This window comes from Kerstersia sp. (assembly GCF_052103615.1).
Taxonomy (GTDB): Bacteria; Pseudomonadota; Gammaproteobacteria; order Burkholderiales; family Burkholderiaceae_B; genus Kerstersia.
On sequence record NZ_JBQEKA010000010.1, the window covers coordinates 34,900 to 45,922 of the forward strand.

Genomic DNA, 11,023 nt, shown 5'->3' on the forward strand with positions numbered 1-11,023 from the left:
TCAGAGCAGTTGCAGGCGCTTGGCGGCCGTTTCAGCCGCAGGCGTCGAAGGGTAGTCTTTGACGATACGCTGCAGCGCAGTCTTGGCGCCGGCGCGGTCATTCAGTTCAACCTTGCTGCCGGCAATGACGAGCAAGGCATCCGGCGCGCGCTGGCTGCTGGGGAAATTGCTCACCATTTCTTCGAGCAGCGCGACCGCGCCCTTGTAATCTTTCTGGGCGTAGCGGCTGCTGCCTTGGTAGAAACGGGCGTTGGGCGTCAGTGTGCTGTTGGGGTAAAGCACCACGAAGGCATTCAAGGCGTCGGAGGCTTCACCATATTGGCCGTTGCGGAACAGGTTGATGGCGCCGTCATAGGCGTCCTGTTCCTGCGGGTCGGAGGCGCTGTCTTCGGTGTCCTGGGCGGGTTTGGGCGCGTTTTGTTCTATGGCCTGCTGGGCAGAGCGCGAGGCATGTTCGACCTGGTCACGCAGACGCATGACTTCCAGCTGCAAGGCGTCAATCTGGTCTGCCAGCTGCAACTGCGCCCGCTGATTCTGTTCGGTCAGCTGGCGCACTTGCTGGCGCAGTTCCAGGATAGCGCGTCGCGCATCGTCATCCGCAAAGGCGTGTGCCGTCAGCGGTGTCGCCAGCGCCGCCAGAATGCAGGCGGACAGCAGGCGTTGGCGCAGGGATGAGGTCGATACGGTCATGATCACGATGCTCCTGGATCTGAAAGAAGAGGCGCGCCACGAGGGCGCGCCGGGGGGGGCTTAGCGGCGATACTGGATATCGACGCGGCGGTTTTCCGCATGGTCAGCTTCGGAGTTGCCGGTGCTGCGCGGCTTTTCCTTGCCGAAACTGATGGTTTCGATCTGTGCGTCATTGACGCCCAGCAAGGTCATCATGCGGCGCACGGCTTCGGCGCGGCGCTGACCCAGGGCCAGGTTGTACTCGGCGCCGCCACGGGCGTCGGTATTGCCTTCCAGCACGATTTGCTGGTTGCCATTGGCGCGCAGGTAGCCAGCGTGCGTTTCGATCAATTCACGGTATTGCTCGGGCACGGCATAGCTGTCGAACTCGAAGAACACCGAGCGTTGCTGAGCCAGTACGCTTTGCGGGTTGAACGGATCGAGAATCTGGCCGGAGGTGTTGCCACCACCGATGGCACCTGTGGAGGAACCGTTCGAACCTTGACCCGCGCTGTTGGCGGAGTCATCGAGCGGCACGCTGCTGCAGGCGGCAAGCGCTGCACTCAGTACCAGCAAAGAGGAGAATTTGACGAAGCGCGATCTCATGATATTTCCTTAAATCAGATAGGGGGAGATACACACGTTTGTAAGCATGGTGCCAATAAACTTGCCTGCCTTCTTTGCTGCACGGCTGGATGGCCGGGGATTTGTAGCGAATCAGGCAGGCTTGTTCCATTGGCATGTTAGCCATGGCCAGTAGTCATTCATTACTGCGGAAACGGTCCCCAAGTTGGCTCGCGGACTTCCCCGTTCAATACGGAGAGCGTCTGGCGGACGCGGCCATCGCTGGATACGGCAGACAGTACCCCGCGACCACCATTGACAGCAGCGTACAACACTTGCTGTCCGTTGGGGGAGAAGCTGGGTGACTGGTCATCGCTGCCGTTGGTCAGCAGCGTTTCCGTTCCCGAGGCCAAGTCAAGCATCGCGACCCGGAAACCGCCTTCGCGCCTCGAAATGTACAGCAAGCGCCGTCCGTCGGGGGAAACCCGCGGTGAAATGTTGTAATTTCCATTAAATGTGACACGACGAGTGTTGCTACCATCCAAATTTACCTGGTAGATCTGGGGGCTGCCCGCGCGGTCGCTGGTGAAGTAGAGGCTTTGGCCATCCGGGGCGAACACGGGTTCCGTGTCGATCAGCGGCGAACGCGTGACGCGGCGGAGGTTGGAGCCATCGGCATTGACCATATAGATTTGTGACAGACCGTCACGCGTCAGGACCACGGCCAGCTGGTTGCCGTCCGGCGACCAGGCCGGGGCCGAATTGCTGCCTTTATAGTTGGCAACGGCATGGCGGTCGCGGGTTGCCAGGGTGTGCGAATAAACAACAGGTTTGCCGGATTCGAAGCTGACGTAGGCCAGTTTCTTGCCGTCGGGCGACCAGGTCGGCGAAATGATGGGTTCCCGCGAACGCAGCGCGACACGCGGATTCTGGCCGTCGGCATCGGCGATTTGCAGCTCGTAGGTGCTGCCTTGCTTCAGCACATAGGCCAGGCGGGTGGAGAAGACGCCACGGACGCCGGTGATTTTTTCATAGATGCGGTCGGCGATCTGGTGGGCAATGCGGCGCAGCTCCGGCGCGGTGCCGGAATAGACCGCAGCGTCCAGCTGGCTGGCCAGGACGGTATCGACCAGGTGGTAACGGACTTCATAGCGGCCGCCGGCCTGGGTCACGGTGCCGTAGGCCAGGGTGTCGGCGCCACGGTCACGCCATTCGGCGAAATTGATTTCGTCGCCCGAGCGCGGTTGCGAAGCGCCGGTGGAAATCAGGCGGAATTGGCCGGTGCGGGAGAGGTCCGCGCGGATGATCTGGGAAATCTCGCGGCCTGCCGGATCATCACTGAAATCGGCAATGGCGATGGGGTACTGCTGGGCACCGGTGCCGGAAATATCCACACGCAGCTGGGCGTGGGCGGCCGGCAAGGCCAGGAACATGGCAGCCAGCACCAGCAGGCCGAGCAGACGTTGCATCCAGCTTGCCAGCAGGTTCTGCTGGTGTCGGTAGGCCAGTATGAGAGGCGGGAAAGTCATGTTGATGTGCTCCTGATCTTCAATCGTATAGACGATAGCTTACTGACATCTATCGTTTCAGGGTACTTGCCGGATGCCGGCGGGAAAACTGCCGCGCCGCGCGAACGGCGCGCGGCGCTTTTTGTGTCGGGACAAGCCGGTGTCCTCGGTGCCCTGTCGGTTAGATAGGATACCGTGCGTCCGGTTCGCCAAGTGTGACGCAGCTGTCACGATTCCTTGCGCCGGGGGCCTGCGCAGCGCAGTATCGGCGTGATGCTGCGCTGCTGTTACGTCGCGGCGAGTCATCAATCGTTCGGACGATAGATGACGTCGATCCGTTCCGGGTACCGGCCTGACGGCGGTTTCGGGAAGCTGCAACGGCGAATGCCGGTTTCGACGGCACGGTCGAAGGTGGCAATCCCCGACGAGCGCCGCAGGCCGACATTAAGCACCTGGCCGCTCTGGTTCAGCTGAACCACGAATTCGGCTGCCGGATTGCCGCCGCTGAGCTGTTCCGCCGTCGGGTGGAAGGACACGCCGGCCTTGATGCAGGCGCGCACCAGCGCCGCATAGCCGCTGTCGTCGCCGCCGCCAGCCTGGTTGCGGTTGGCGGCGCCGCCGGGCAGGCCAGCGGCGCCCAGCGCGTCGCCGCGCATGGCATCGCGCAACTGGCGGTCACGTTCGGCCTTGGCGGCTGCGGCCTTGCGGGCTTCTTCCGCTTTACGGGCGTCTTCCGCCTTTTTGGCTTCTTCGGCACGGCGGGCCTGTTCGGCGCGGCGCGCTTCTTCGGCTTTGCGTGCGTCTTCGGCCCGTTTGGCTTCTTCCGCTTTCTTGGCTTCTTCCGCCTTACGGGCGTCTTCTGCTTTTTTGGCTTCCTCGGCACGGCGGGCCTGTTCGGCGCGGCGTGTCTCTTCGGCGCGGCGCGCTTCTTCGGCCTTGCGCGCATCTTCGGCGCGTTTGGCTTCATCGGCGCGGCGAGCCTGTTCGGCACGGCGGGCTTCTTCGGCCTTGCGCGCGTCCTCGGCGCGTTTGGCTTCTTCCGCGCGGCGTGCCTGTTCGGCAAGACGGGTTTCTTCCGCTTTGCGCGCTGCTTCGGCCTTGCGCTTTTCTTCCAGCGCAATGTCGGGATCAGGCGCCTGCGGCTCCGGGGGCTTGGGCGGAGGAGGCGGCGGCGGTGGCGGCGGGGGAGGAGGCGGTTCCGGTTTCGGTTCGGGCTTGGGGGCCGGGGCCGGTTTGGGCTGCGGCGTTTCAGGCGGAGCCGTTTCCGGCTGGCCGGCGTTCGGGCTGTCGCCCGGCGCCCACATTTCCACCTGGATGGGCCGGGCATCGTCCTTGCTGGTCCACATGCCGATAACGACCAGCAATACCAGCACGCCGTGCGCCACCAAGGATTGCACCAGCGCCTTGCGCGGCAGCTTGGGAGCGTCGTCGTCCTGCGTCACGTTAGGATCGGGATCGCGTGCGGATTTCATGTCTCGGGGCTCAACGCTTGCCAGGCTTGCGGTTGTCGGATGCTTGCTGATCTACCAGCAGGCCCAGGCGGGCAACGCCCGCGGCACGCAGGGTATCCATGACCTTCATGACCTCTTCATAGGGAACCTTGCCATCGGCGGCGATGACAACCGGCGTATCCGGTGTCAGGCGGCCCAGGACGGCAGACACCAGGTCAGCGCGGTTGATGCTTTCGACTTCGGCGCCGGCCTCACGCATGCGCAGGCCCAGCTTGCCGTCTGCTTCCAGCTGGATTTCCAGGGGCGTGCTGGGGATCTGGTCGGCCTGTCCCACTGTCGGCAGATTGATCAGGCCGGGGGTAATCAGCGGCGCGGTCACCATGAAGATGACCAGCAGCACCAGCATGACGTCGATGTACGGGACGACGTTGATCTCGTTTTTCAGGCGGCGGCCGCCGCGGCCACCACGCGAGCGTAGTGATGCCATCAGCGCACCTGACGTTGGAGGATGTTAAGGAATTCGTCCATGAAGTTTTCAAAGCGCAGCGCCAGCCGGTCGATATCGTGGGTATAGCGGTTATAGGCCACGACAGCGGGAATGGCGGCAAACAGGCCGATGGCCGTGGCGATCAGGGCTTCGGCAATGCCGGGCGCGACAGAGGCCAGGGTTGCCTGCTGCACGTGCGCCAGGCCGACGAAGGCGTGCATGATGCCCCAGACCGTGCCCAGCAGGCCGATATAGGGGCTGACCGAACCGGCGGAAGCCAGGAAGTTCAGGTTGGATTCCAGGCTATCGACTTCGCGCTGGTAGGCGGCGCGCATGGCGCGGTTCGGGCCTTCCAGCAGGGCGGCGTGGTCGGCGGGCGGATTCCGGCGCACTTTGGTGAATTCCGTCATGCCGGCGTCAAAGATGCGCGCCAGGGCGCCATGTTCGTTGCGGTGGGTGCTGACGGATTGCTGCAGCATGTTCAGGTCGCCGCCGGACCAGAAATCATTTTCGAAGCGGCGTGTCAGGGATTGTTCCCTGCGCAGTGTGCTGCGTTTGCCGAAAATGAAGGTCCAGGACAGGATGGAGATCAATACCAGCAGCAGCATGATGACCTGAACCGGAATGCTCGCGTTCAGGATCAGCGACAGTATCGACATATCGGCGGAGGAGGATGCCATGGAGGATGATTCCGTTATTCCGAAATGAAAGTAAGCAAAGTGGAGCGCAGCGGTTCAGGCACAGGCATGGGCCGCATGGTGTCAACGTTGACGCAACAGACTTGGATGGTACTGGTGGCAAGCAGTTCCGTGCCGCGCAGGACTTCCTGAAAAAAATCGACAGAAGCGCCGCCAATCCGGGTGATCTGGCTGCGTATCGTGAGCAGGTCATCGAGCCGGGCCGAGCGCTTGTACTGGATGCCGACTTCGCGCACCACGAACACAGCGCCCGTTTCGCGGGCGTATTCCGCCTGGTTCACGCCCAGCCGCCGCAACCATTCGGTGCGGGCGCGCTCCATGAACTTCAGGTAGTTGGCATAGAACACGACACCGCCGGCATCCGTGTCTTCATAGTAAACACGGACAGGCAGAATTTCACCGGCCGGGGTGGGTTGGGAGAGAACCGTCATTGTTTCAGTCCTGCGGGCAAGGGATGGGATTAGTAAGCCTCAAGGGTTGCCAGGATGGCTTCCACCGCCTGGGCCACGGGAATGTGCTCGGCATTGCCAGCGCGGCGGCTCTGGACTTCGACGATACCGTCCTTGAGGCCGCGTTCGCCAATGGTGACACGCACCGGCACGCCGATCAGCTCCCATTCGGCGAACATCACGCCAGGGCGCTGGTCGCGGTCATCCAGAATGACGTCGATGCCGCGCGCCTGCAGGGCGGCATAAATGGCTTCGGCCTGTTCGCGCACGGCTTCGCTCTTGCCCCAGCCCACCGGGCACAGCACGACTTCGAAGGGGGCCAGCGCGCGCGGCCAGACAATGCCCTTGTCGTCATGGTTCTGCTCGATGGCGGCGCCGACGATACGGGTCACGCCGATACCGTAGCAGCCCATCTGCATCAGCGCCGGCTTGCCGGTTTCGTCCAGGAAGGTGGCTTTCAGCGCTTCCGAGTACTTGGTGCCCAGGTAGAACACATGGCCGGTTTCGATGCCGCGCTGGATGGCCAGCTGGCCGCCGGAGGGAGCCGGGTCACCAGCCACCGCATTGCGGATATCGGCCACCAGTTCCGGTTCGGCGAGGTCGCGGCCCCAATTGGCGCCCGCGTAGTGGAAGCCGTCGTCATTGGCGCCGACGACAAAGTCGCTCATGCGGGCGACTGTGGTGTCGGCCACGACGCGCACCGGCTGGCGGGGCGATACCGGGCCCAGCGAGCCGGGATGGGCGCCGAAATGTTCGACGATCTCGGCTTCGGTGGCAAAGCGCCAGCCTGCCTTCAGGCCCGGCAGCTTGCCGACCTTGACCTCGTTCAGTTCGTGGTCGCCGCGGATCAGCAGCAGCCAGACCGTGGTGCGGCCGCTTTCTGCCTCTTCGGTTGCCAGCACGACCGATTTCACAGTCTGGGTCAGCGGCAGGCCAAGCTGGGCGGCCACTTCTTCGCATTTGCTGGCATTGGGCGTGGCGATTTTTTCCAGCGCTTTGGCGCCTGCGGCGCGCTCCGGCAGCAGGCAGGGCGCTTCGGCCAGCTCCATGTTGGCCGCGTAGTCACTGCCCGGATCGTAAACAATCAGGTCTTCGCCCGTGTCGGCAATGACCTGGAATTCATGGCTGCGGCTGCCGCCGATCGAGCCGGTGTCGGCGGCAACCGCGCGGAAGACCAGGCCCAGACGCGTGAAGATGCGCATATAGGCTTCGTACATGGTGTCGTAGCTGGCTTGCGCGCCGGCTTCGTCACGGTCGAAGGAGTAGGCGTCCTTCATGGTGAATTCGCGGCCGCGCATGACCCCGAAGCGGGGGCGGCGTTCGTCGCGGAATTTGGTCTGGATGTGATAGAAATTCACCGGCAGCTGGCGCCAGCTATGGATTTCGTTGCGGGCGATGTCGGTAATGACTTCTTCGGAAGTGGGCTGCAGCACGAAGTCGCGGCCATGGCGGTCCTTGATGCGCAGCAATTCCGGGCCATATTGCTCCCAGCGGCCGGATTCGACCCACAGCTCGGCGGGCTGAACCACGGGCATCAGCAGTTCCAGGGCGCCGGCCTGGTTCATTTCTTCGCGCACGATGGCTTCCACCTTGCGGATCACCTTCAGCCCGAGCGGCATGTAGTTGTAGATGCCGCCGGCCAGTTTGCGGATCATCCCGGCACGGGTCATGAGCCGGTGGCTGGTGACCTCCGCGTCGGAGGGAGCTTCTTTGAGGGTGTTCAGATGGTAACGTGAAGCGCGCATGGTATGAATGAGGCTCGAAGTAAGGGTCGAATCGGATCGGCAGAAGAAAAGGCTGACCGTATAATCACATGTAATTGTATTGAATTCGCTGGGGGTGGCTGATGCTTGACCGTGAAGGCTATCGTCCCAATGTCGGCATTATCCTTGTCAATCACAAGAACGAGGTGTTCTGGGGCAAGCGTATTCGGGAGCACGCATGGCAGTTTCCGCAGGGCGGCATCAAGCACGGGGAAAGTCCCGCGCAGGCAATGTACCGCGAACTGCACGAGGAAGTTGGCTTGTTGCCGGAGCATGTCCGCATTCTGGGGCGTACGCGCAACTGGTTGCGCTATGAAGTGCCGGAGCGTTTTTTGCGTCGTGATTCTCGCAGCCATTACCGGGGCCAGAAGCAGATCTGGTTCTTGTTGAGGCTGGTGGGACGGGACAGTGATGTCTGCCTGCGGGCAACATCCCATCCTGAATTCGACGCCTGGCGCTGGAGTCATTATTGGGTACCGCTGGACTCTGTCATAGATTTCAAGCGGGATGTGTATTCGCTGGCGCTCAATGAGCTGGCAGCGATCCTGTTCCGGCGGGCGCAGCATAACAAGCGTTATCTGCGGCATCGCCCGGGCGGCAGGCAAGACCCGGAAGCCGGGGCGGGAACGTCGCTGTTGCTGTAGTTTGCAGGAAAGAGTGCGGCGCGAAGCGCTCCCGCTGCGGCGGGGGCGCTTTCGCGGAAATGCCGGGATGGTTTACGATAACGGATATGTTGGAAGATCTCGATCGACTCGTTGCCCGCATCGGGCAGTTGGCTCAATACTCGGCGCGTCTCAAGGCCGAGCGTGCGCTTGCGCTTGAGCGTGAGGCCGCCGCCGTGCGGCGCGGCACCCAGTTGCAGGGCCAGTTGGCCGAGCAGCGCGAGCAGGCGGAAACCCTGCAGCAGTTGCTCGACGAATGCGAGGCTTCCCGCCTGAGCCTGCAAACCGAGGTGGATAACGCGACCGCCAGTCTGCGTGCCGAGGTGGAACGCCTGTCGGCGGAAAACCAGCGCATGCGGGTGGAACTGGGCGTGCGTGAAGGCCAGATGGTGCGCCTGCAGGCCGTTAATGAAGAAGCGCGGCAACGCATTGATGCCGTGCTGGAACGCTTGCCTGGCGCCATGGTGGCAGCCCAGGAAGCCAGTGCGGAGGTGAGTCAATGGAACGCGTAAACGCCACCATCCTGGCCCGTGATTATTCCCTGGCCTGCTCCCCCGAGGAAAAGCAGACGCTGCAGGCGGCCGTCAATCATGTGGCGCGGGTGACCAACCATATCCAGGCCAGCGGCCGGGTATCCGGCAATGAACGGATTGCCGTGCTGGCAGCTTTGCAGATCGCCAGCGAGCTGCTTGCCATGAAGGCGCCTGATGGTCCGCTGGGAAGTTTGGCAGTGGGCGATTTCAAGCGTAAAATTGAAGCTGTGCATCAGATGCTGGATGAAGCACTGGCTGAAGAAAAGCCGGCAGCTTGATCTGAATCTGTTCTGAAATTCGGCATGACGCTCAGGCGGCTTGCCAGCAGGTTGTCCCTGCGGTGTTCGTGACTTGGCCATATTCTCTGAACCGATGCTTTTATGGCATAGGTTGTGAGGGCGTCCGGTAGGTGCGATCGTCTCTTGTCAGACGAACCCGAAACCAGACCACGAGCGACCAACTTGAACTCTCTGGGTTCGAGATGCCGGCCTGGACGGCACACGCGGGGCATTCAATATTGCGGGAACGAAACGCGTTTCCCGCAGTCTATCGAGGCGGTGCTGCAATGCGGCACCGCCTTTTTCTTTGGCTGCCGCCATGCTGGCCGCAATGGCCCCGTGATTTCACAATTCTTGCGCAATCCCGTGTGGGCGGCAGCGCCTGTTTTCGCCGTATCCTGTCTTATTCCATGTCCTTAAAGGAGTGCTCCATGCAGCGTACCCGACAACGCATGATCCGCCGCAGCGCCGCGCTGGCGCTGGCTTTGGCTTTGCCCGCCGCGACAGTCTGGGCCGGCAATGATGATGACCGCCAGCCGCGTGAACGCGCCCCGCAACTGACTTTGCAAGCCGAGGCGGCGACCAAGGTGCAGCAGGATACCGTTGTCCTGACCCTGGCCTATGAAGCAGAGGCCGCCGATCAGGCGAACGTCAGCCGTGAGCTCAATGAGCATCTGGACGCGGCCATGAAGATGTTGCGCGATGAAAAAGGCGTGAAGGCGCGTAACGGTAATTACCGCATCTGGCCGCAGAATGACCGTGATGGCCGTATCAGCGCCTGGCGCGGCCGCACTGAGATCCTGCTGGAATCCACGGACTTCGCCAAGGCGTCGGCGCTGGCCGCCAAGGTTCAGAATCAGATGCCACTGGATAACATTGCTTTCATTCTGTCCTCTGAGGCCCGCGCCAAGCATGAGGAACGCCTGCTGCAGCAGGCTGCCGACGCGTTCCGTCAGCGTGCTCAGGCCGCAGCCGAGGCCTTTGGCTTCAAGGCCTACGAAATCCGCAAGATCGACCTGGGTGGCGGCGGCGTCCAGTATGAAATGGCGCCGCGTCCGCAAATGATGATGGCCAAGGCGGCCGGGGCGGCCGCGGATAGCGTGCCCCTGGAAGCCGATACCGTGACCGTGTCGGTGTCGGTCAGCGGGACGGTTGCCCTGAAGCCCTGAAGAGCAGCCACGCGCCGGCAATGATCATGGGCAGTGACAGCCACTGGCCCATGCTCAGCCCGCCGGCCAGCAGGCCAAGGAAGCTGTCGGGTTCACGCGTGAACTCGACAGCGAAGCGGAAGATGCCGTAACCGGCCAGGAACATGCCGCTGATCTGTCCGGCAGGCCTGGGTTTGAGCGCGAAGAACCAGACAATGACAAACAGCGCCAGGCCTTCCAGGCTCATTTGATACAGCTGCGACGGGTGGCGGGCAATGCCATCCTGAGCCTGGGGAAACACCATGCCCCAGGGAACGCTGGTGGCGCGGCCCCACAGTTCGCCGTTGATGAAATTGCCCAGGCGGCCGAAGGCCAGGCCCAGCGGGATCAGCGGTGTCACGAAATCGCCGACTTCCAGTACGGAGTATTTCTTGCTGCGCGCGAACAGCAGCAAGGCGATCACCACGCCCAGCAGGCCGCCGTGGAAAGCCATGCCGCCTTCCCACAGGTAGAAAATTTCCAGCGGGTGGGACAGGTAGTAAGCCGGTTTGTAAAACAGCACATAGCCCAGCCGGCCGCCCAGAATGACGCCGATGACACCATAAAAAATAATATCGTCCAGATCGCGTTCGGTCAGGCGCGTCAGGCCGCCTTGGCGGATGCGCCAGCGCCCCAGCAGCCAGGCGGAGGCGAAGCCGCAGAGATACATCAGACCGTACCAATGCACGGCCAGCGGGCCGAGCTGCAGGGCGATGGGATTGAATTCCGGGTGTTGCAGCATGATGTCGGGGGAAAGGGAGCCAGAGGAGCGAT

Annotated in this window: 13 protein-coding genes and 1 other RNA gene; 5 read left to right on the forward strand and 9 right to left on the reverse strand. The window is 62.5% G+C overall.

Going from position 1 to position 11,023, the window contains the following annotated elements; all coding sequences use genetic code 11:
• The 8 genes from ybgF to ACTJGZ_RS04540 form a co-directional block, all read right to left on the reverse strand.
• The gene (ybgF, locus tag ACTJGZ_RS04505) at nucleotides 1-690 is read right to left on the reverse strand and encodes a tol-pal system protein YbgF (RefSeq protein WP_441661754.1); all 690 of its coding nucleotides are present in this window, start codon (nucleotides 688-690) and stop codon (nucleotides 1-3) included.
• A 60-nt stretch (nucleotides 691-750) separates the two neighbouring features.
• Complete coding sequence (gene pal, locus ACTJGZ_RS04510) at nucleotides 751-1,275, reverse strand: peptidoglycan-associated lipoprotein Pal (RefSeq protein ID WP_441661755.1); 525 nt, start codon at nucleotides 1,273-1,275, stop codon at nucleotides 751-753.
• A gap of 161 nt (nucleotides 1,276-1,436) precedes the next feature.
• Nucleotides 1,437-2,702, reverse strand: coding sequence for a Tol-Pal system beta propeller repeat protein TolB (gene tolB, locus ACTJGZ_RS04515; RefSeq protein ID WP_441661781.1), 1,266 nt, complete (start codon nucleotides 2,700-2,702; stop codon nucleotides 1,437-1,439).
• A gap of 344 nt (nucleotides 2,703-3,046) precedes the next feature.
• Nucleotides 3,047-4,213 carry a cell envelope integrity protein TolA gene (gene tolA / locus ACTJGZ_RS04520; protein ID WP_441661756.1) on the reverse strand — a complete coding sequence of 389 codons (1,167 nt, stop codon included), beginning with the start codon at nucleotides 4,211-4,213 and terminating at the stop codon, nucleotides 3,047-3,049.
• Nucleotides 4,214-4,223: 10 nt separating this feature from the next.
• A complete protein-coding gene (locus tag ACTJGZ_RS04525; protein ID WP_441661757.1) occupies nucleotides 4,224-4,679 on the reverse strand; it encodes an ExbD/TolR family protein in 456 nt (151 codons plus the stop codon).
• Nucleotides 4,679-5,359, reverse strand: a complete 681-nt coding sequence (tolQ, locus tag ACTJGZ_RS04530; protein WP_441661758.1) for a protein TolQ — start codon at nucleotides 5,357-5,359, stop codon at nucleotides 4,679-4,681. Before tolQ ends, ACTJGZ_RS04525 begins: the two co-directional genes overlap by 1 nt.
• Nucleotides 5,360-5,373: 14 nt before the next feature.
• Nucleotides 5,374-5,808: a tol-pal system-associated acyl-CoA thioesterase gene (gene ybgC, locus ACTJGZ_RS04535; protein WP_441661759.1), complete on the reverse strand. Its 435-nt coding sequence runs from the start codon at nucleotides 5,806-5,808 to the stop codon at nucleotides 5,374-5,376.
• Between the two features lie 29 nt (nucleotides 5,809-5,837).
• On the reverse strand, nucleotides 5,838-7,571 hold the full coding sequence (locus tag ACTJGZ_RS04540) for a proline--tRNA ligase (protein WP_441661760.1): 1,734 nt from the start codon (nucleotides 7,569-7,571) through the stop codon (nucleotides 5,838-5,840).
• 101 nt (nucleotides 7,572-7,672) lie between these two features.
• On the opposite strand from ACTJGZ_RS04540, the gene ACTJGZ_RS04545 reads away from it, so the two are divergent.
• The 5 genes from ACTJGZ_RS04545 to ACTJGZ_RS04565 all read left to right on the forward strand — a co-directional run bounded on the left by ACTJGZ_RS04545 (nucleotide 7,673) and on the right by ACTJGZ_RS04565 (nucleotide 10,231).
• Nucleotides 7,673-8,233 carry an RNA pyrophosphohydrolase gene (locus ACTJGZ_RS04545; RefSeq protein WP_441661761.1) on the forward strand — a complete coding sequence of 187 codons (561 nt, stop codon included), beginning with the start codon at nucleotides 7,673-7,675 and terminating at the stop codon, nucleotides 8,231-8,233.
• A gap of 86 nt (nucleotides 8,234-8,319) precedes the next feature.
• A complete protein-coding gene (locus ACTJGZ_RS04550; protein ID WP_441661762.1) occupies nucleotides 8,320-8,763 on the forward strand; it encodes a hypothetical protein in 444 nt (147 codons plus the stop codon).
• Nucleotides 8,751-9,062, forward strand: a complete 312-nt coding sequence (locus tag ACTJGZ_RS04555; protein ID WP_441661763.1) for a cell division protein ZapA — start codon at nucleotides 8,751-8,753, stop codon at nucleotides 9,060-9,062. Before ACTJGZ_RS04550 ends, ACTJGZ_RS04555 begins: the two co-directional genes overlap by 13 nt.
• Before the next feature lie 51 nt (nucleotides 9,063-9,113).
• Nucleotides 9,114-9,297: non-coding RNA, 6S RNA (gene ssrS, locus ACTJGZ_RS04560), on the forward strand.
• 196 nt (nucleotides 9,298-9,493) lie between these two features.
• Nucleotides 9,494-10,231: an SIMPL domain-containing protein gene (locus tag ACTJGZ_RS04565; protein WP_441661764.1), complete on the forward strand. Its 738-nt coding sequence runs from the start codon at nucleotides 9,494-9,496 to the stop codon at nucleotides 10,229-10,231.
• On the opposite strand, the gene lgt is transcribed toward ACTJGZ_RS04565, so the two are convergent.
• Nucleotides 10,203-10,991, reverse strand: a complete 789-nt coding sequence (gene lgt / locus ACTJGZ_RS04570; protein ID WP_441661765.1) for a prolipoprotein diacylglyceryl transferase — start codon at nucleotides 10,989-10,991, stop codon at nucleotides 10,203-10,205. The two genes, ACTJGZ_RS04565 and lgt, sit on opposite strands and share 29 nt — an antisense overlap.
• Nucleotides 10,992-11,023: the final 32 nt, after the last annotated feature.

Coding starts and splice junctions, on each gene's coding strand:
- ybgF (WP_441661754.1), bottom strand. CDS start 690: ATGACCGTATCGACCTCATCCCTGCGCCAACGCCTGCTGTCCGCCTGC.
- pal (WP_441661755.1), bottom strand. CDS start 1,275: ATGAGATCGCGCTTCGTCAAATTCTCCTCTTTGCTGGTACTGAGTGCA.
- tolB (WP_441661781.1), bottom strand. CDS start 2,702: ATGCAACGTCTGCTCGGCCTGCTGGTGCTGGCTGCCATGTTCCTGGCC.
- tolA (WP_441661756.1), bottom strand. CDS start 4,213: ATGAAATCCGCACGCGATCCCGATCCTAACGTGACGCAGGACGACGAC.
- ACTJGZ_RS04525 (WP_441661757.1), bottom strand. CDS start 4,679: ATGGCATCACTACGCTCGCGTGGTGGCCGCGGCGGCCGCCGCCTGAAA.
- tolQ (WP_441661758.1), bottom strand. CDS start 5,359: ATGGCATCCTCCTCCGCCGATATGTCGATACTGTCGCTGATCCTGAAC.
- ybgC (WP_441661759.1), bottom strand. CDS start 5,808: ATGACGGTTCTCTCCCAACCCACCCCGGCCGGTGAAATTCTGCCTGTC.
- ACTJGZ_RS04540 (WP_441661760.1), bottom strand. CDS start 7,571: ATGCGCGCTTCACGTTACCATCTGAACACCCTCAAAGAAGCTCCCTCC.
- ACTJGZ_RS04545 (WP_441661761.1), top strand. CDS start 7,673: ATGCTTGACCGTGAAGGCTATCGTCCCAATGTCGGCATTATCCTTGTC.
- ACTJGZ_RS04550 (WP_441661762.1), top strand. CDS start 8,320: ATGTTGGAAGATCTCGATCGACTCGTTGCCCGCATCGGGCAGTTGGCT.
- ACTJGZ_RS04555 (WP_441661763.1), top strand. CDS start 8,751: ATGGAACGCGTAAACGCCACCATCCTGGCCCGTGATTATTCCCTGGCC.
- ACTJGZ_RS04565 (WP_441661764.1), top strand. CDS start 9,494: ATGCAGCGTACCCGACAACGCATGATCCGCCGCAGCGCCGCGCTGGCG.
- lgt (WP_441661765.1), bottom strand. CDS start 10,991: ATGCTGCAACACCCGGAATTCAATCCCATCGCCCTGCAGCTCGGCCCG.